The organism is Novipirellula caenicola, assembly GCF_039545035.1.
GTDB lineage: Bacteria > Planctomycetota > Planctomycetia > Pirellulales > Pirellulaceae > Novipirellula > Novipirellula caenicola.
The window spans coordinates 437,386-458,166 of record NZ_BAABRO010000001.1; the positions used below are offsets into that span (position 1 = coordinate 437,386).

General features: G+C 55.4%; 9 protein-coding genes. 2 read left to right on the forward strand and 7 right to left on the reverse strand.

Annotated elements, in window-relative coordinates:
* Positions 1–4 precede the first annotated feature (4 nt).
* The 6 genes from ABEA92_RS01605 to ABEA92_RS01630 form a co-directional block, all read right to left on the reverse strand.
* On the reverse strand, positions 5–1,759 hold the full coding sequence (locus ABEA92_RS01605) for a cyclic nucleotide-binding domain-containing protein (protein ID WP_345682043.1): 1,755 nt from the start codon (positions 1,757–1,759) through the stop codon (positions 5–7).
* A 171-nt stretch (positions 1,760–1,930) separates the two neighbouring features.
* Positions 1,931–2,596, reverse strand: a complete 666-nt coding sequence (gene cmk, locus ABEA92_RS01610) for a (d)CMP kinase (RefSeq protein ID WP_345682044.1) — start codon at positions 2,594–2,596, stop codon at positions 1,931–1,933.
* Positions 2,593–5,193, reverse strand: a complete 2,601-nt coding sequence (locus ABEA92_RS01615) for a transglutaminase TgpA family protein (protein ID WP_345682045.1) — start codon at positions 5,191–5,193, stop codon at positions 2,593–2,595. Before ABEA92_RS01615 ends, cmk begins: the two co-directional genes overlap by 4 nt.
* Positions 5,194–5,472: 279 nt before the next feature.
* Entirely contained in the window at positions 5,473–6,687 is a 1,215-nt protein-coding gene (locus ABEA92_RS01620; protein ID WP_345682046.1) for a DUF58 domain-containing protein, read from the reverse strand.
* 64 nt (positions 6,688–6,751) lie between these two features.
* The gene (locus ABEA92_RS01625; protein ID WP_345682527.1) at positions 6,752–7,648 is read right to left on the reverse strand and encodes an AAA family ATPase; all 897 of its coding nucleotides are present in this window, start codon (positions 7,646–7,648) and stop codon (positions 6,752–6,754) included.
* Between the two features lie 257 nt (positions 7,649–7,905).
* Complete coding sequence (locus tag ABEA92_RS01630; protein WP_345682047.1) at positions 7,906–9,384, reverse strand: sulfatase; 1,479 nt, start codon at positions 9,382–9,384, stop codon at positions 7,906–7,908.
* 556 nt (positions 9,385–9,940) lie between these two features.
* On the opposite strand from ABEA92_RS01630, the gene ABEA92_RS01635 reads away from it, so the two are divergent.
* Positions 9,941–17,290 carry an Ig-like domain-containing protein gene (locus tag ABEA92_RS01635; protein ID WP_345682048.1) on the forward strand — a complete coding sequence of 2,450 codons (7,350 nt, stop codon included), beginning with the start codon at positions 9,941–9,943 and terminating at the stop codon, positions 17,288–17,290.
* Positions 17,291–17,820: 530 nt separating this feature from the next.
* A complete protein-coding gene (locus ABEA92_RS01640) occupies positions 17,821–18,861 on the forward strand; it encodes a PDDEXK family nuclease (protein ID WP_345682049.1) in 1,041 nt (346 codons plus the stop codon).
* A 142-nt stretch (positions 18,862–19,003) separates the two neighbouring features.
* Here the strand turns inward: ABEA92_RS01640 and ABEA92_RS01645 are convergent, their stop codons facing one another.
* Positions 19,004–20,458, reverse strand: coding sequence for a vitamin K epoxide reductase family protein (locus ABEA92_RS01645; RefSeq protein ID WP_345682050.1), 1,455 nt, complete (start codon positions 20,456–20,458; stop codon positions 19,004–19,006).
* Positions 20,459–20,781 lie beyond the last annotated feature (323 nt).

Here is a 20,781-nt window from a genome sequence, read left to right on the forward strand (position 1 = left end):
GTCGTTAACTCCGGCGATCGAGCCACTGTGAAAGCGGAGCCGATTCGGTCAAATCGATTCGTACCAACGCGTCATGCGGACACGCCGAAGCACACGCGGGCCCATTGGGCTGAGTGCTACACAAATCACATTTCGTCGCCTTGGTGATCGGTTTTCCACTCGCAGAATCGCAGTACGGTTTTCCGCTGCGGTCACGAATACTTGCCATTTGAATGTTTTGATAGGGACACGCGTTGGCACACGTGCCACAGCCAATGCAGATCGGTTCGTGTATTACCACCACGCCGCTGTCGACGTCACGCGCGATCGAACCGGTGGGACATCCGATCATGCAAACCGGATCCTCGCAGTGCATACACGCTTGCACAAACTGCAATCGGTCGTGAATCAAGCCTTGTCGGGCGAACCGAGGATTGCCATCATTCACACTGGCACAAGCCTTCACGCAATCGTCGCACCGCGTACATCGATTCAGATCGATGACCATTGCTTGTTGGCCATTGTTCAAACGGTTTTGCACGACAAATTCGAGCAACTCAGTTTGCTGGAATCCGGTACCGGTGACGATGGGTAAATCGCTCTGCCCGTCTCGTTTGGATTGGGGTAACCGTGCTTGCGTTCGCCGTTCGACGTTCTCGGCCGCCGTGGCGACTTGATCGCGACGGGTGACCAACTTGGCGATTTCCGCAGGCAGTTCACTTCGCCGCACGTGTGGCAACACCGCCTCGGCAAACACTTCCGCCGGGATCGACAACGTGTCAAGAAACCCAACGGCGCGAAGCGAATGCTGCAGCGTTTTCGGCGGCGCATTCTCGCTACGAAGCGAGTTATAAGCCAACTCTTCAAACCCAAACAAATGGCCTTTGCCTAGGTAAGCGGTCGTACGATGGGAGGCGCCGTAGTGCTGGGACAGCCGTCCAAATCCACTGCGAACGATGATCAAATCCGTTGGCAATCGCCCTTCTTCGGCCACCACTGGTTCGGATTCGATCTGTTCGGCGAGCGGCAATTTTCGCTGGCGTTTGTAATCGTTGTCCCATTCCATTCGCCCATACGAATGCAGCCCCGTTGCACCGGCGACTCGCTGCAGATTGGCTTCGGGCAGGTAGCGAAGCAATGGGATTTCCCGCAGATGCACTGGCAACCACTGCTCGCGATAGTGTTCGTCGAGGGTGTCGGCAAAGGCTTTATCGCGACGAAACATCCGCAACCCTTGCCACCGAATCTCTAGCAGCGTGGCTTCGTTTTCCGCGATCACGGTCGCTGTTCGTGGTGAACGATACATCGCCGCGACTTCGCCAAACAGTTCGCCGGGGCCCAGCGATACGTGTTCATGTTCTCGCAACACCAGATCAAAATCTTGCAAGAAGATCGCTTGGCGATCGTCCAACGTCCGGATCGTTCCGGAAGAATTGGTTCGCAGCGGAACCACTTGCGACGGTTCGCGTGCTTCGGCCACCGGGCTGCGGAACAGGAATCGCCGCATTGCCTCGGGCCAGCTCAATTTTTGTTTCGGGGTACGGCCGAGCTGTTCAGGTGAAAGCGAATCCACCATCACGCTGACGCTGCCGGCAATCACCAGGAATGCACTATTGCCATAATCCCCTTCGCGGACCAACACTTCGCCTGGTTCACAGCGAATCAGACGACAATCGTTCCGCAAAATGCCTTCCAACGGAGTGGTCCGCGGGAACGATTTCGGATTCATCGACGCAAATGGTTCGCGAGAGCGCAACCAAGCCACATCGGCGTCGTTCATTGACGCATCCATTGGCTTGTCCCATCGCTGGGGGCGGCGCACGGTTATCGCTTCGGAGAGGTCCATGAACGCTCTGATACCCGGCCCCGCATTTCAAAGTCAATAGAAATGCCGTGAAACAAAGTTTCACGACCGGCACCGACGGTCAAGCCGTCCGGTGACAAGCGTTCGTCACTGCGTTTGCCGCTTTTCCATCACTTCGCGAACACGTTGCAGCACCCACGCCAACACCTCTTCAGGCGTCATGCCGTCGGTGTTCAGCACAATCGCATCCTCAGCGGCTCGTAGACGGCCCACCGGTCGCGATTCGTCTTCGCGGTCTCGTTTGTTCTGCGCGGCCAACACCTGTTCGAACGACATGTGCCGCCCTTCGCTTTTGAGCTGTTCGACACGTCGTTTTGCTCGTTCTTCGGGCGACGCGGTCAAAAAGAATTTGCATTCCGCATCGGGGAACACCTCGGCCCCCTGATCACGCCCCTCGGTGACAATGTCACGACCCGCGGCGATCCGTTGCTGTTGCGCCGACAATTGCTGACGGATCAGTGGTTCATCGGCCAAATAACGAATCGCGTCGGTGACCGTGGGCGAACGAATCTCGCTAGAAACATCGTCGCCGTTCAGCAAGATGGTATCGCCATCCCACTGCAAATCGACTTCACGAGCAACCCGCACCAGCGCCGGCGTATCATCGAAATCGACTTGGGCCCGGATCGTGGCGAGCGTCACCGCTCGATAAAGCGCCCCGGTATCGAGAAAATCAAATTTCAATTCCTGCGCTACTTTACGGGCAATACTACTTTTTCCAGCGCCGGCAGGGCCATCAATGGCTACGATCACGATGCGTTTACTTTCGATTCGGTCGATTGGGATGGGGCAGGGACTGCAACGGAAGGGTTCGACATCCGAGTTCGCACTTGCTGTTTCAATTCGTCCAACGCGTGCTGGATCGTTTGCGGATCCACATCGGCATCCCCGGGGACGTTTGTCGTGGGTGGCCCGAAACGTAGTCGATAGAACGCATTCGTCAAGATACGCAGTGGCGAACGGGACGGCGAAATCGAAACCTCATCGGCTTGGCGGGCGTCTGGGTTCAATTTGTTTTCGGCCATCACCGCGATTTCGCCAGGCGTTTGAGCATGTCGTCGATGGATTCCGCAGCGAGTCAAACAGTCCAGCGTCTCGGCGTAAAACGCCAGCGTGGGGCGAGGCGGGCGAGACATCGTGGCCTTTTGAGACCGCTGCTGAAATTCCGACATGACCCGAATGGTTCCGAAGACTCCGAGTGTCACCATCACCCCAAACACGGCTGCAATCCATGAAAAATCACGGTGTGCCGACAACGCGCCTCCGCCAAGCTGTCCCGCTTGAACTTGGTCGATGATATTGCGAAACCAAGTCGCCAGCAGCGTTCGAGATTGAGCGATCGGAGTGATCGCCGAACCTCCGCCGCTCGATTTGGTATTGTCACTTGAATTCACGTCGACCACGTATCCTTTCCAAAGCGTTTCGGCCAAATCGATGACGCTATGAACCCCTTGGGTGTTCCCCTCGGAATTGGTTCCACCGGGAGTCGGATCTAAACGCATCCAATATTGTTCTGCCTTGGGTTGCCCATAAACCACGGTTTCGAGATCGTCTGCGTCAATCAACGCTTCGACCCAGGCATGTGCGTGCGATTGGCGAGCGACGTAATAATGCCCAAGTTCGTTCAGATCTCCGGTTCGATACCCAACAACCAAGCGAGCGGGAATGCCTTGACTGCGAAGCATCATTGCCAGTGCCGAAGCAAAGTATTGACAATGACCTCGACGATCCTTGGCGACAAACTTTTCGATGGGATCCACCCGGCTCGATCTCGTCGCGTTCAAATTCAACGTGTACTCGAATCCGCCGCGAGTGTGCAAAAATTCTTCGTACAGCCTTGCCAACGCCATCGGCCGTCGCGATTCCTCTGGGATACTGTTTGCGAGCGCGTCAGCCATCAATTTGATCGTCGGCATCCGCTGCTCGTTAAATCGCAACAGTTCGTGTTCATAATTGCTGCGGAAATCGCGTTCGGGATTGTTACGTTTCAACCTCGCCCCCATGTTCGGTCCGTTGTTCCGAATCTCGGCAATCTGAGACGCCCAGGCGACTTCCCCTGGCGCAAACCGAGCGATCAATTCGGACTGCACTCCATCGCGAAGCGAATGGGTTCCAAACGAATATTGGATCGGCGGCCGATTCCATTCACTCGCCTCGCGACGACGCAGCGTCCAACGCTCGGTTTGATGCACCACCTCTTTCTTCGTGTCGGTACGAAAATAGGGAGCGATGGCGAACAGCGAATCGCTATACATCGATTTGCAATCGACTTGCACGTCCACTGCGTCATAGAAATTGCGATCGCTGCTTCGCTCAGGAAAATATTCCATCGGCAATAACTGTGCGTTGCTGATCACCCCGCCCGGCAGCGTTGACCAATCGGCAATGATCTCTCCTTCGGCATCGTGAGTGTGATACCGCTCGAGCGTTCTGCCACGCAGATACAATCCGCCAATCGCACGGTACGGTTTCCCCGTCGCTCGCTCGGTCATCCAAACCCGAAGTGCGATCTCGTTGCTCTTGAGCATCTGACCAAACTGCTGCAGCCGTACCGTCTCGCTAAAACCGACCAAGGTGCGGCCATTGTGCCCCATCTTGGCGGATTCGGTGGTCCGAGGAATCGCGTAAAAGAAAGTCGCCCCGATCAGCAGGACGGCGGGCACGACCAACAACAGAATCGTGCGATACAGACTGGTGCCGCGCGAGGCTGCTTCGCGATCGTGCACAGATGGGGGCGGATCCGGCTTTGGCATGTCGACGAGATTGGAATTGACCCGACGCGCTTTTTCGGCATCGTAGCCGGTCGCCAGCGACGAGACGCCGGAGAGCAGTGCCAAACCATACGCCGCGACGAACCCAATCGGCACCAACAGCAAACCAAAGGTGATGGCATTGTTAAACACCGCCGCCACGATCAGTTCAAGCAAACAAAAAACGCACAGCTGTTCGCACACCCGATGGGTTTTCACTTGCAGCATCAAGATCGCTTGGACCAAAACCAACAATTGGGACACCGCGACAAGATGCCGATCGCCGGCTTGGTACAAATCGACAGCAAACCGCGTCCGCGTCGTTGGATCGTAGACGACAAATTCCGCGACGCAGTAGATCGCCGCCGCAATCATTGCCAAATAAGCCACCAACGACGGCAGCGAAAAAAAGGCCAACCAATCGACAAACACGTAACCAAAGATCGCAAAGAAAATGGCAATCAAGGCAAACGTTTGCGAATCAGGGTCCCCCGCAAGCGTCATCCCCCCCAGACAGGAGAGGATCGCAAAACACAGCTTCACTCGACCATCGACCTCAGTCTCGCTGTCCTTCGTGATCACTGAAATTACGGATGTCATAAATCTAAGCCCAACTCATTTACCGATTGCCGATCGAAGCGATGGTTTCCCCTCATTGTACAGTCTGTTCGTATTAATGGGCTGTCCGTATTAATGGGCTGTCCGTATTAATGGGGCAGACTGTTTTCATGTGGCGGTCCGATTGATTGGGGCCAGTATTTAATTGGGGGCAGTATTTTGACGGGGAGACATCAGTCCACAACGTCGGTTTCCCGACGTGTTTTTCACTGGGGCGGATCTTGCCGCTGGATCCGAGCTTGTCGCCAGAGAAAAGTGGACTTATTCGGCGTCTTCGAACCAATGGCTTCCTGCGGGCGAGGAAAGATCCAGCCACCGCAACCGGCCACGCCGGAACGAATTGTCCAGTCGTTTTTGCAATGAGGGGGCGACACCGTCGATTGCCTGCTGCATCGACCGCGGGCTCAACATCACCACATCCTGCGATCGACCGCTGAGCGAGACCGATTGTTCAAACGCGCCCAACAAGTCCGGTGTCGGACTCAATCGGACTCGCGACAGCAACGACAACACCTTGCGTTTGTTGTCTGGGGCGCCGCTGGCCAAAGTCGCCATCGCTTCGTGCCCTGCCGCCGCAACCACGACTCGGCTTGCCGTGGTTCCAGCCAACTGCAATGCGATCGTCGCAGCGGCACTGATCGCCCGTTCCACCAGCACGTCAGAGGCCGATGATGATTCCAAGAAGGCATCGACCATCAAACACACTTCGTAACGACGTGATTGTTCGTATTGAGCGACAACGGGGTGCTCCAACCGCGCCGAGGTCCGCCAATGAATTTTTCGCAGCGTATCGCCGTCGCGGTAGGGCCGCAGTCCATAGAAATCGCCTTCGTTAGGACCGGTCCGATCGGTGGATCCCGTGACACCATCGTTGCGTCCCGACACGACGCGTTGCCATCCGCGATTGAGTGACAACAATTTGGGATAAACATCGACGGTCGCCTGCTCGGTATTGGTCACCCGTGCGGTCAACAGATCAAGCGGAAACGAGCTGAGCACTCGCAGCGGTCCCAAGGTCAGCGTCCCACGGGCTTGAGGCATCACATACGTGGTTCTCGACTCGCTGCACAGTGGAGCGATTTGGCGGATCGTCGCAATCGGTGTTTCACTGTCGGATTGTCTTTGCGCCGAAAACGATTCTGATTGGACAGTATCGTCCACTCGCAACATCCATAGCGTCATCCAGCGGCTGTGGTTGGTGACTTCGACATCAACCGCAAACGGCTTGCCCACATACGCGTCGCCAGGCAAACGTCGGCGAAGCGAAAGCGCCATCACGGTTCCGCGTGACCAACGCCACTGGATAAACAACGCACCCACCAACAAACCGGCGACCACCAGCAACAGATTGAATCCGCGAAGTGCGCCACCGAGCATCGCAAACGTGCTGACGAACAAAAAATGCAGCCCTAATCGCGTCAGCCACACCTTGCGAGTGTAGTGGGGTGAATTCAGTGAATCATTGCGAAGCTGCATTAGGAACACCGAGTCGGAATTTGCATCTCGTTCACGCCTACCACCCACACACGACAACGGCCTTCTATAACGGCACCTCGACCTGTTCCAAAATCGACGCAATTTGCTTTTCGACCAGATGCCGAGTCGGGCCTTGGAACAAGCTGTCGTGTACCACGCGGTGAGCCAACGTTGCCACGGCAAGCGATTTAATATCATCGGGAGTGACAAAGTCACGCGATTCAGAAAGCGCCCGTGCCTGGCACCCACGATAAAAACTGAGTGCCCCTCGGGTGCTGACGCCGTATTCAAATTCGGAATGGGTCCGCGTGGCTTCGATGATATCCAACAAATAATTGATCAGCGAATCTTCGAAGACCACTTCACGGACTCGTTCTTGGGCATCGCGAATCGCCTGCAACGATGCCACCGCTGGCAATTGGTTTACCGGTTCGCCGCTGCGATGCGTGACCAGAACTTCGCGTTCCCAGCGGCGTGGGGCATAGCCGATGGAGGTTCGCAGCAGAAAGCGGTCGAGCTGGCTTTCCGGCAACGCGTAGGTGCCTTCGAATTCGAACGGGTTTTGTGTGGCCACGACGATGAACGGCTGCGGCAAAGGATGCGTCACCCCGTCAATCGAAACGCTACCTTCGCTCATCGCTTCGAGCAGCGCCGATTGGGTCCGCGGCGGGGCGCGATTGATTTCGTCCGCCAACACGACGTTGGCGAAAATGGGCCCGGGGTGAAATTCAAATTCACGCCGGTCACTGCGATAAACCATGCTGCCGGTGATGTCGCTGGGCAACAAATCCGGAGTGAATTGCAGTCGATTGAATTTGCCATCGATCGAATGTGCCAGCGCCTTGGCCGCTAATGTTTTGCCGACTCCAGGAACGTCTTCGAGCAAAATATGTTCGCCGGCCAACAGTGCGACCACCAACATTTGCACCACTTCGGATTTGCCGAACACGACCTGTTCAATGTTTTCCCGTAGACGACGAGAGGTATCATAGGCTTCCCGCGTCATGACATCCTTTGCGATTTAGACGATCTTGATTAGACAATAACCGAAAACAAATGGAATTCGCCCATTCGCTTGGGTTGCAAACGAATTGAGCTTCGATCCGCTTGGCACGTGGCATCAATCTTAGCTGACAATGGATGCCGATTCCATCCGACTGAGTCCAGAACGGAAATTGCAAAGTCGAAATGCACGCGCCGGTTCGTTCCAGCGATTCGCTACCTTAGGTTCGATTCACGTTCAATCATTTCTAACATTTCTTTGACTTTGCCGGGTTGCTCGTCAGCCAAATTTGTTCCCAGCACCTCGTTGCCGGTCGGATACAGCTCGATGGATCGATACTCACCCCCCACGTTTTTGGCAATCAATCGATGATCCAACGTCCGCACCGAGATCGCATTGTTCCAATAACTGAGCGACGCGTCACGCACCGAATCGGTCTCGCCACGCAGCAGCCCGGTCAAGCTTTTCCCATCCAATGGCTTGTCCGTTTGCTGGAAACTCGGATCACAAACATCGATTAGCGTTGGATAAACATCGAGCGTTTCGACCAGGGCGTCCGAAACCAAACCTGGTTTTGAAACAGCGGGAACCCGTATCATCAACACGCTGCGTAGTGCGCGTTCCAGCGGCGAATGTTTGCCCCAGATCTGTTGGTCCCCTAAATGCCAACCATGGTCGCCCCAAACGACCACGACGGTGTTGTCGGCCAAACCGTTTTGTTGAAGGGCATCGAGCACCTTGCCTACTTGGCGATCGACATAACGAACACACGCCAGGTAGCCGCGACGCACATCGCGTTGAGCGTCGGTCGACAACGGATGCTGTTTTTCAAAAGGGGCATCGTATCTGTAGAACTCACCACTGCGATGCCAATACGCCGTTTCGGGTTTTTGTTGGTCTTTGGCAATTTCAATCTCGCTGTTTTCAAACGCATCCCAGTCTTGCTTCGGTGCAACGAATGGCAAATGCGGCTTAAAAAAGCCGAGCCCGAGAAAAAAGGGAGCGTCGGCGTCACGTTGTTTCTGTAGAAACTCGATTGCCGATTGAGCCATCAAGCCATCGGGAAGATCAGTGTCCTTGGTCGCCGTAAAGTCCATCAAATCCTGGTGCCCCTGACCGTCTTCGCGATGGACTCCGTTGGGATAGGCAAAGAACACGCCCCAACCTCGCTTCCACGCTCCAAGCGGTGTCGCCAATTTGTCCCAGGCCAATGGGACTTCATCGCGACCGTCGCCTTTGCCGTTGTATTCGTACACGCGGCCGTCGGCCGTATGTGAGATTTTGCCGATGCAGACGGTTTGATATCCACTGCGGCGAAACAACTCAGGCATCGATTGCGCCCCCGGCTGCGAGACATCGCTCAGTTTGGCCTCGCCTTGATAGAGGGCGGAATTGCTGGACGTGACGCCCGAACGAAGCGGACTACGTCCGGTCAGCAGCGAATACCGTGACGCCCCACACGTTGGCACTTGCACAAAGTGATTGTTGAACCGTACCGCGGTCTCGGCAAACGCATCCAAGCTAGGCGATTGTGCTTCCTCGATGCCGTAACAACCAAGTTCCGGACGCAAATCATCAATCGCAATGAACAGTACGTTTAGCGGTTGATCCGCCGCGTCAACCGCTGAACTCAGCCCGCTGACGGCCCATCCCATGATCACAACGCAAATCGAAAACGACCGAACCAATTTCATCGACTGCCTCTGGAAAAATAGAAGATTGCTGCGTGTTGCGATGACAATCTTAATGCAGCCGCTGCCTGCGTGGGGAGCACACGGTCCATTTAAACCCCATTCGGCATCAAAGAGATCACCGCAATTGGTCGCGGCGACAACCATGAATCAAGTCACGTGGCCCCTGCGAATACGAATAAATACGCCACAAAATCGACACTCGATTGCTAATCACGCACGGGCCAGCCCTAATCAAATACGGGCCAGCATCGATCCGCAATCGCGGTGGGCGATTGCGGAATTAAAGTTCTTCATTGCATTTCAGCCAGAATCGCCTGAAAATGAAAACAACCGGTCCCTTCTGGGGGAATGCAAAGCACCAAACCGCAACAAGGCACGCCCTCACCAGAAACCATCTTTTGCAAGGATTCGATTGAAAGACACCGTAACTGATTCCACGCGGTGAGATTCGCTTCACCATCGCGCGAGGTTCCGAAACAAAATCGGCATCGCGTTTTCGGCTTCGATTGACTCGGCAGTCCTCACGCATGTTGATGCTTTGGGGAGAGTAGCCATCATGACAACGCAATCAGAGCAATGGAACGAGTATTCAATCCGAACGGTAACTCAATCTCGCAACCGCCTCACGCATTACCGACGTTCGCTCCGGCAACACCGCCGCCGAGAACTGCGCTGCTATCTGAATCCACGCATCGAACATCTCGAGAACCGTCATTTGTTAGCGGTCGATCTGGTTAGCGTCACTCCGGACGGTTTATTTGCGGGCAGCGACGACCTACCCGGTGATGTAGCGACGTCCAAGAACCCTGCGATTAGCGGAAATGGGCGGTTTGTTGTCTTCCAAAGCAAGGCTTCGGATTTAACACCGCCGCTTGGCACAACAACGCCAGCGGACACTAACGACGCCGAAGATGTGTTTGTGCGTGATTTGGAAACGGGGATCACGACGCTAGTCAGTGTGAACAGTGATGGAACCGACAGTGGCAGCGGAGCGACGTTCCGAGGTGCTTCGTACCATCCGGCGATCAGTGATGACGGGCGTTTCATCGCCTTTGTCAGTTTTGCCGAAAATCTCGTCAAAGAGGTTGTCGACAGTGTTCCGAATGTGTTTGTCCGCGACTTGGATGTCGATGGTGACGGGATCTTTAATGAGCCCGGTGATTCGCAAACACGGCTGTTGAGTATCGCGACCGACGGCACCGCTGCGGGACTGTCGGGCGCCGACGGTGTCGGCACCAGCGCCGAGATGCGACCGGTAATCAGCCCCGATGGTGAATTCGTCGCGTTTGGCAGTGCGGCATCGGACCTGGCGATCTCTCAAACGCTTCCGGGCGGCGGACTAATTCCCGATGTCAATGGCGGCTTTGATGTGTTTCTCGCCGCGACCGACGCAACCACGCTGGAACTGGTCACGATCAATCGCGATGGTACCGCGGCGACCGTCAACGCTCTGGGGACCGCTTCGGGGAATCCGTCACTCAGCTTCAATGGATCGCAGATCGCATTTCAAAGCAACGGATTCGATTTGGTCGACACGGTCCCCGCTAGTGTGCTGGAGTGGACACGCAACGTGTTCGTCAATGACGGCGGCAAGAACACCTTGGTCAGCATCAATGCCGATGGTGACAATGGCGGAAACGGAGAATCGGCGGTCCCCGTGATCAGCCGCGATGGACGTCATGTTGCGTTCGTCACCAAAGCGACGGACCTCGTCGCAGGCGTTGACGATGCCAATGGATTGTCGGCCGACATCTACGTTCGTGACCTGTTGAGAAACACGACCACGCTGGTCAGCCGCAGCGGCGTCGTTGCCGATTCGACCGGCAACGACGACTCGCCCCCCTCGTTTGATATTCGCAAGCATTTTTCGTCGGGGCCCTCGATCAGTGCCAACGGTCGCTACATCGCCTTCGCCAGTCTCGCCAGTGATCTGCTCGATCCGGATGACGGCGTGGTCGACGAAAACGCCGGGCCCGACGTTTTTGTCTTGGACCGCGATGCCGACATGGATGGTATTTTCGACGAAGCAGACGGAATGCAAATGCATCTGGTCAGTGTGAACGAAGCGGGGACCGCCAGCGGCGACGGTGGGCTGTTTGGCTCGTCCAATCCCACGATTAGCGGCAACGGTCGCTACGTGGCATTTTCGACCGATGACGATGTGATCGATGGTGTGACCGGAATGAAGGTCTATGTTCGCGATCTCATCGCCGAGACAACGTACTTGATCAGTCCTGCGGATGGAGCCTCCGGCGGCGGACCAGCGGCCGGTACATCCGGCGATGCCAACGTGGTGATCAGCAACTTCACCGATAGGATTGGACGAGCCGCCTACGTCAGCCTTTCAAGCGAACTCGATCCCGACGTCAGCGACACCAATGGAACGATCGATGTATACGCATTCACTCCGTCGACCGACATCGTGATCGGTCGCAATTTTGCAACCGGCTTCAGCGATTTCATTCAATCGTTCCGTGTGCTGCACCAGGATGCTTCGGAATTTGAATTGGGTTACTACCGATCACTTGACGATCGACTCGATGCCAGCGACGAACTGCTAGGGGTGACCACGATCACCGATCCCGACGATCTTGTCGTCGATGGAAATCGGATTATTTCAACCACCATCGGCGTCGATGCAGGCAGTGTGCCGTTTCCGGGGATCGACGGCGATGCGGACCCGATGGAGGACTATTTCATCTTGACCGTCGCTGATCACTTGGACGTTGTGCCCGAGTTCGACGGCGATCCGCTAAACGAAGACAACACGCGGCCGCTTCGCGGAAGCTATCAATTGCCGGGCACTCCGGTGTTTGCACATGGCATCGCCCGCGACGAAACATTCACGGTCGACGTCGTCGGTCCGTCCGTCGAACTGAGCTATGGAATCACTGGCATCGGGACCCCAAGCATTGTCTCGTACGACCTCGACGAAGGTTTGGAAGTTCATCTACGCACGCATGGTGGCAACGACACGGTGACCGGCAGCGATTTGACCGAAGTGGTCTTTGGCGGGGACGGCGACGATGTACTTCGCGGACAAAGCGGCGACGACAAACTATTTGGAGGTCCCGGGGGCGACCGAATTGATGGCGGCGAAGATGCGGACACCATCGATGGCGGCGAGGGTCCCGACGTTTTGAACGGTGGTCCCGGCGCGGACGTGATTTTTGACGGGCCTGGGGACGATAGGGTCGATGTCGGCATCGGCGATGACACTGTGTTTGCGACTCCTGGTGGCGCGGATGTCTTTATCGATACCGGCGGCGATGACACGCTAGACTTCTCGTTCGCTTCGCTGCCGATCACGATCGATTTGGATTCGACCGCGGTTCAGACCGTCGATTCGGCGGGCAACACGATTCGGTTGGTTGGCCAGTGGGAAAATTTCGTCGGCAGCCCCTTTGACGACGACTCCACCGTTTATGTCAAACCGCTCGATGTTCCCCGATTGATTGACGGAGGCGACGGAATCGACCGCTTGATACTGGATGCCAGCGGTGAAAACGTGATCAACGATGGTACCAAATTCTCGTTCCCTGGAACGGGATTGGCAGATGTTAGCTACGTCGGTTTTGAACAGATTCATGTGATCAACGCCGCCCCCAACCTGATCGATGATGGCGACCCCGGTTACATCGCCGAGGGATTTACAAGACAGTTTGATCCCCTGTTTTTACAAGGATTCAATGGTGACATCGAATTCAGCGCCGCCAACGCCGGCAACGTGGCCACATGGACGTTCACGGACATTCCCCCAGGCCAATTTTCCGTCTCGGCGACTTGGACCAGTGCTCCGGACCGCGGCGAAAATGTTCGTTTTGTCGTGCATGACGGAGACTCGAGCGGCCCCATCGTGGCCGACGTGCATGTCAACCAAGAGATCGCTCCCAACGAGTTTGACGTGCAGGGGATTTCGTTTCAGAATCTCGCGATTGTTCCCATCACCGGACACACGTTGACGGTCGAGTTGTTTGATCTCGATGCCGACCTGGGTGATGATGATCCCGATTCGTTTGTGATCGCCGATGCGGTTCGGATCGAACCGATTTCCGAAACGTGGATCATTGATGACGGGGACACCGAGTTCTCATCATCGGGAATCCACAACCAAGGCATTGGTGCGTTCGGCGATATGACCAGCACTCAAGCGATCGGTGCGACGTCTGCGGGCGTTTGGGATTGTACCGGCGCCGAGTGCAGTTCCTTGCTTCCCCCGGGACCCTATCTTGTTTCGGCAACGTGGCCTTCGCTCGCGCTGGGGGCCTCTCCCGAGGCAACGTTTATCGTCAACAGCGGAGTCAATTCGTTCACAACCAATGTCAACCAGTTTTTCCCGCCCAGTGATTTCAGCGACATCGGGATCGACTGGGAACAACTCGGGGTTATTGAGGTCGACGAAGGAGCAGGGATTCGTGCTGAATTGATTGGCGATGCGGGGCTAATACTAGCCGATGCGATTCGTTTTGATCCCGCGGCCCAGGTGACGGTGAGTGATCCAGCGGGTGACGAGGTCGCCAATGGCAGCACATGGAACCTTGGGCAGACCGTGATCGATTCGGATGCGGGGACCACGCTGCTAACGGATCACATTAGAATCGAAAATTCAGGCATCGCCGACTTAATCATCAGCAACCTGCAAATCAGTGGTTCGGGGTATTCGATCGTCGACGCGGGCTCCGACGTGCTCCGTCCTGGAGGTGCAACGCAAGTCGGAATCATGTTGCAATCAAGCTCACTGGGGACATTCGATGGTCAATTGACCTTTCAAACGAATGATTTTGCCAATGATCGCTTTGAATACACCATCGATTTATCCAGCGAGGTTGTCGAAGACAATACGCCGCCGACCGTCGCGATCACGTCGCCCTTTGGCGGCGTCACGTTCATCGAAGGCAGCACGATCCCGATCGCAGTGGAGGCAACGGACGACATTCAAATCAAGGCAGTCGAACTCCGTGTGGATGGCAATTTCGTTGAATCCGACGACTCGTTTCCGTTCCATTTTGATTTTACGTTGCCGGCGGATGTTCCCAACGTTGTCTTGACAGCTCGAGCGATTGACGTCGCAGGAAACCAGACCGATTCCCGGCCAATCACCGTCAACCTAAGCGAAGATCAACCGCCTACGGTAACCATTACTCAGCCGATCGATGGTCAAGGCATTATCGCCGGTTCACCTCTGCGAATTGCGGTCGACGTCGAGGATGATGTCGAAGTTGAATCGGTGAGATTGTTTATCGATTCACAACTTGTTGGATTCGAAGTTTTTGATCCATTTGTGTTCGACTTTGACTTCCCTAATCTTCCTGCGGGGCTCCATTCGATCGAAGCCTTGGTCTCCGATACCGCGGGCAACCTCAACACCGACACCATTGACCTGAACATCTTCTCGCCACCGGCGATCCATTTTGGTTCGATCGTCGTGGGATCCGAAAGCGGTGCTCCGCCGGTCGTCAAGGTATTTGACCCCGATGGCACGGAAACATTCAGTTTCTTTCCCTACTCGCCCACGTTCACAGGCGGCGTGCGAGTCGCAACCGGCGATGTGAACGGCGATGGCACTCCCGACATCATTACCGCCGCGGGTCCAGGCGGCGGACCTCATGTCAAAGTCTTCGACGGAACGAGCGGAGCCACGCTGCAAAGCTTCTTTGCCTACGACCCTCAATTTACCGGTGGCGTCTTCGTGGCCACCGGCGATGTGACCGGTGACGGCATCGCCGACATCATCACCGGGGCTGGCCCCGGAGCCGGGCCGCATGTGAAGGCATTCAGTGGCAGCACCGGTGATGAAATTCTTAGCTTTTTCGCGTTCTCTCTGCAATTCACCGGCGGGGTCCGCGTTGCCGCTGGTGACGTTAACGGCGACGCCCAAGACGACATCATTGTCGGTGCCGGTCCCGGCGGCGGTCCCCATGTGCGGGTCTTTGATGGGCACACCGCCAATCAATTACCTCCCACAGGCGTGATCCCGGCCAACCAGATCCTAAGCGACTTTTTTGCGTTTGACCAAGGCTTTCTCGGAGGCGTGTTTGTTGCCGCCGCAGACCTAAACGGCGACCGATTGGACGACATCGTCGTGGGTGCCGACCAAGCAGGGTCCAATAATGGCGGCCATGTGAAAGTCATCGATTCCGCATTGTTGCCCCACCTTGATACCGGTATCCGAATTCCCGACCCAAGTTTGCTTGCTCATTTCTTTGCCTATGACCCCGGTTTTGCCGGCGGTGTGCGTGTCGCCGCGGGCGACGTCAACGGCGATGGCGTCGCCGATATCGTGACGAGCCCAGGGATCGACGATCCGATCGAAGCAACCGTCAAAGTCTTTGACGGCAACGACCTGAGCTCGATCAATGACATTGAACTCGGCGCCGGTTTTTCAGGATCAGCCGTCGCGGTGGCCGACCAACCGATCGCGTCGGTGGTCAACCTAAATCCCGGCAGTCAGCAACACGAGGTGGACGTAAACACTAACGGAGTGACGGTGCGTGATCAAAACGGCAACATCGTTTTCTTTCGGCCCGCAACCGATCCGTCATCGACCATCCGGCTGAACGGATCGCCCAACAGTAATGATCTGTTGATCTTTCGTGGCATCGGCATCCCGCCGATGGGACCGTTCGTGTTCGACGGTGGGATCGGCGGCAACGACGCATTAAGACTGGATGTTCAATCCGCCAGCGATCCGCCGCTGGATTACCTAAAAACCAAACTCCAATCGAGCTTGGTCACTTCATTTTTTACTGATCGGACTGCGGATGACCTCGCCTTCGCTTTGAAAGCGATCGACTTGGAACCGATCGAAGACAACCTTGACGTGGTCGACCGCGAATTCGTGTTTGCGGACTCCGATGACAATGTCGTTTTCGACACCGGTAGCGACGCGGATGATAACCTGCTGCGTATCGACAGCGACCACAGTGAGGTGATCGATTTCCAACAGCCCAGCGGAATGACGCACGTGCAACTTGGTGGCGGGTCCGATGTGTTTACGTTCGACTTGTCCGTGGACCAATTGCCCACACTGGATGGCGGGTTAGGCGACGATGCTCTTGTTCTCGGCGGCAGCGGTCACCATTTGGACCTCACCGATCCAGCTCAAAACCAACCACTGAATTTGGAACGGATCGATGTGATCGGCGCTAGCCCCAATGAATTGACCCTCGATGGACCGAGCGTCATTGCGGCGACCGATGAAAACAATGTCTTGGTCGTCGTTCACGATGAAGATGACACAATCAATTACGCCGGCGACGACTGGCAAGTGATGCCGCCGGTTTTCGTCGATGGTAGCCAGCGGCATGTCTTGGCCAATGGTGAAGCCACCGTGCAAACGGTCAACACCAAACCGTGGCAGAATCCCTTTGCAGCGACCGATGTCGATCACAGCGGCGCAACGACTGCGTTTGATGCCTTGCTGATCATCAATCTGCTGGACCGGTTCCGAACAAGCGCCGTCGCGCTCGAGACACCGACCGACGCCACAACGCTGGCGAATCGCTACTACGATGTCAACGGAATGCTCAATAACGCCGGGCAATACGTCGCATCCGCAGCGGACGCTCTCGATGTGATCAACTTCCTCGATCTCAACAAACCGGCGCCGCTTGCATCAACGGAAACCTCGTCGCCGCCACAACCCGAAGCTGCAATTCCCAATCTGATCCCATCGAAGACGCACACGACCGCGGACGATCGAAACGAGCCGCAGCAAGCCGACCTGGTTCCAAACGATTCCCAACTAAAACGGGGTGATGATGTTGCGAATCAAGCCGCGTTATCGTTCGTGACAGAGCCAATGGCAGCCCCAATCACCAAGGCGGATTCAGTTCCGAACCAGTCGCAAGTAGACGCTCGCGATCGAGCTTTAACAGAGTTGTTTTTACGGGCCGAAATTGATTGATGCGAGATAGAGCTCGCCACATGGATAATTCGGAGGTGTCCGACGACCAAGTTTCCTGTTGTTAAACAGTCAGGCAGGGGGCATTCGGCAGGTTATCCGTTTTGGCAAACGTGGTGAAGCATTTCTGAGCCGTGTTTTACTGAGTCATCACAACCGCGTAAGCGAGGGACCGGTGCTGGCTCAAAAGTCCCTAGCTTACGCACTCGGGATATGAAAAATGCTGCAAAGCGTTATCGTTTTGGCGCTAGCCACGGTCCCCGAGCTCAACCAGAACCAGTGCCGATCAGCTAAACCTTTAGGCACGTGGTGACTTTTGGGTTGCGCAACTTTCCTGCCCCTCTCCAAAAACTATATTAGGTAAGAGCACTGACCGAGCATGTCGCGCACCGACGAATCTGCCGTTTGCACCGGACTCGCTTCCCCACGCCAAAATCCTGCTATGTTTTTGAGTGTTCCGTTTTGTGAACCTCAACTTACTACTTAATGTCGTTACTTAAACGTGAACTGCCCCCTGAGCTCTGCATAAATTCATGACAACGCAACACATATCTCCTGTTGAACCCGGTGCGTTTAATTGGGCAGACGCGGGGCACACTCTCGTTCGTGTCGCTGAGGCGATGAATTGGAAATTTGATAACATTGATGAATTTGCAAAACGCATCCAGCTTGTTGAGTACGGCCTTTCTGCAGAAGTTGAATTCGCAACACTTTTGAGCTGGCTTGGTCGATGTACACTCGCCCATCGACTTGATCAGGAAAGATTTTCAAGTAATGCTAATATTGCAATGCGCATCCCGGATCTGCTCGTTTTGTTCAGACACCTTGGTGTTGAAAAAAACGTCTTGATTGAAGTCAAAACCAGTAAGCGTGAACAGTTGGCAATACGCAGCGAAGATCTAGCTTCAATGCAGGAGTATGCAAAACGACTGTCGTTCCCACTCCTCCTCGCCTGGAAACCTCGTCGTCTTGGTCTTTGGCTGCTTGTAGACCCCGTTCACACTGTCACAAAAGGCGGGAAATCCATCCTAACTTTGGATGCGGCGATCAAAAATAACTTACTTGGCACTGTCGCGGGCGATTTCATGGTTGTCCCAAAGCCAGGTGCGGGACTATTCATAGATCTAGAGATTCGGGAAACATACAGTAAGTCCGAAAGCGGCTTTAAGGCAATGATGCAAGTGTTAAACGCGGAGTATCGAAGTGGATGCGGAGAACCTTCTCCTAAAGTCCCATGGTCGATTTCTGCAATGATCTTCGCAAACATGGAGTCACATACTTGCGTTTTAGACAATGCAATCCAGCAATCCTTCGTGGCGCGCTCGCAGGCAATGAGTGCCCAGCAAATACTTCGCACTGCCGTCGCTTTTCAGCTTAATGACCAAGATCCAGTACGCTGGCTCCACGTGGCAAAAAAACTAGAACATGTCCTTCAGAAAAAGACTTTGGAACACGAGTTGGGCAGTCACATCGGGGCATTCGTGCAGTATCTATTTCAACAACATCCGAAGAACTGGCCATCGCATTTGCCTGAGGAATGGAATTACCTACCCGATGATTCAACCATTGGGTAGCGTTCAAAAAAGGCCAAATAGGTCGCGAAATAAAATCGGTCAAACGATTTATGTCGTTCACAAACGCGACAGACCTAGCACAGCACGACCGCGCGCTGTCCGAGTTGTTCCTTCGCTCGGACATTCAATGACGCTCATGCCTTTAGCGACTTGAACGCTCGAGATGTTGCGAGATCAATTGGACCAGACGATCGGCCGAGGCGACTTCGCCGACGGTGGTGCTGGTGGGAAACATCAATTTGGGAATCGCCCCTTCGCCAGCGCGTTTGTACAGCGCCACGTGCTTGGCGATGTAATCGCTGGGGATGGATCCGCTCATGGTTTCACGAAGTTTTTCCGCATCGACCATCTGCGAAGCACGCTGAAGTGCCGCCGCGTAGTTTGGCTTGGACTCGAACATGTAATCGTGAAATTTCGGGAACGCCGTCGGGTCAACCACCCAAACCGAAATCGCCAAACGTGCCAATTCACATGATTCGGCATGCGCCGCGCCGGTTTGCCGAACCGTCGGGTTACACGCTCGGTTGAGCGGCACCGGTAAAACGATCACGGCTAACCGATCGCCATAGCGTGCTTTCGCTTGCGACAGCGCCGCGTGCGTGCGTTGACAATGAGGACAGGTGTAATCGAACAACTCGACAAATACCAATTCCGCATCCGGCTTGCCGATCAGCGGCCACTGGCGAGTGTCAAGCTTCAGCCCCCCAAGGATGCTGGCGGTACGTCGCTCGGGTTGCTTCGGCGTCGCGCTGCCAGCTGCGGCCTGGTCGACTTGCCCCGCCATCAACATGCTGGGGTTGAACAAACCGAGTGCCAACGACACGCCTGTTAAATTGGCGTTGGACTTAGGCGCTGCCGATTGGGTCGACGAGAGGGGAGCTTCGAAGAGCATCGAATCGTCGTCGGGGGTCGTCGTCGAATCAGCCGGAAGCGACGAATCGGCAGGGATTGCCGCAGGCGGGCTGTCGTACTGGATCACTTCGAACGTATCGGGCGCGGGCGTGCTGATTTGCAGTGCGATTAACAATGCCACCGACGCCGCCGACGCACCACCAACTTTCATCAACGTCGACTTGCGAAGCGGTCGTCGCCACAGCACCGCGGCCGCTGCGATCAATCCCGCGGTATGCGCGACTAAACAATAGGGGCAAAGATGCTCGAGCAGAAAGACTTGTAAACCGACAAACCAGAGCGCCGCCAAGCCGGCCGTCAACGCCGCGAAACTAATCATCGGCCATCGATACCGCTCCCACCGAAGCGGCATAGGCCGTATCAATAACAACCCCAGGATCGAAGCATGGGTCAAGATCGCTGGAATGCTGACCGGCACCGACATCACCGTCGCCCAACGGCTGTGCAGGACATGATCACAGTTGAAAAGACCGCCGCTGCATCCCGCCACGCTGCTCGAGGTCAACGAAACCCAAGCCAGGTAGCTGCTGCTGAGCAGTGCGATGCTGCTGCATAGCAACAGGACCCATTTGATCGGTGCGACCGACGCAAAATGCCCGCGGTGACGACCATGTGTGGCGTGGTGCGAATGGGAAAACGGAAACCAACTGGACGACGAACGGTCGAACAAATCCGCAGCAGACATGTTATTCTCTTCAAATTTTGGCGTTAGACACGGTGCAACTCTCGATTCGCCGATAGCAAAGCAGGTAGCGTGCCGCGTCGGATTCGCCGGTCTTGACCAAGGCAACGACTCCAGAAAAACCGCTAAATTCCGCATGAACAGCCGATTTCCGAAGTTTCGACTGCGTCTCGGAAATCCACGTGATTGATTGTCAAATGATCAACGTGGACAAAAAGTGGCCACCCACCCGTAGCGATGCTCGGCCGTCAACCAGGATCGACGCTGTCACCGTGAGACGACGCCCCCCGAGGGGCAAAACCGCATTTTGAACGTGGATTTGCGTA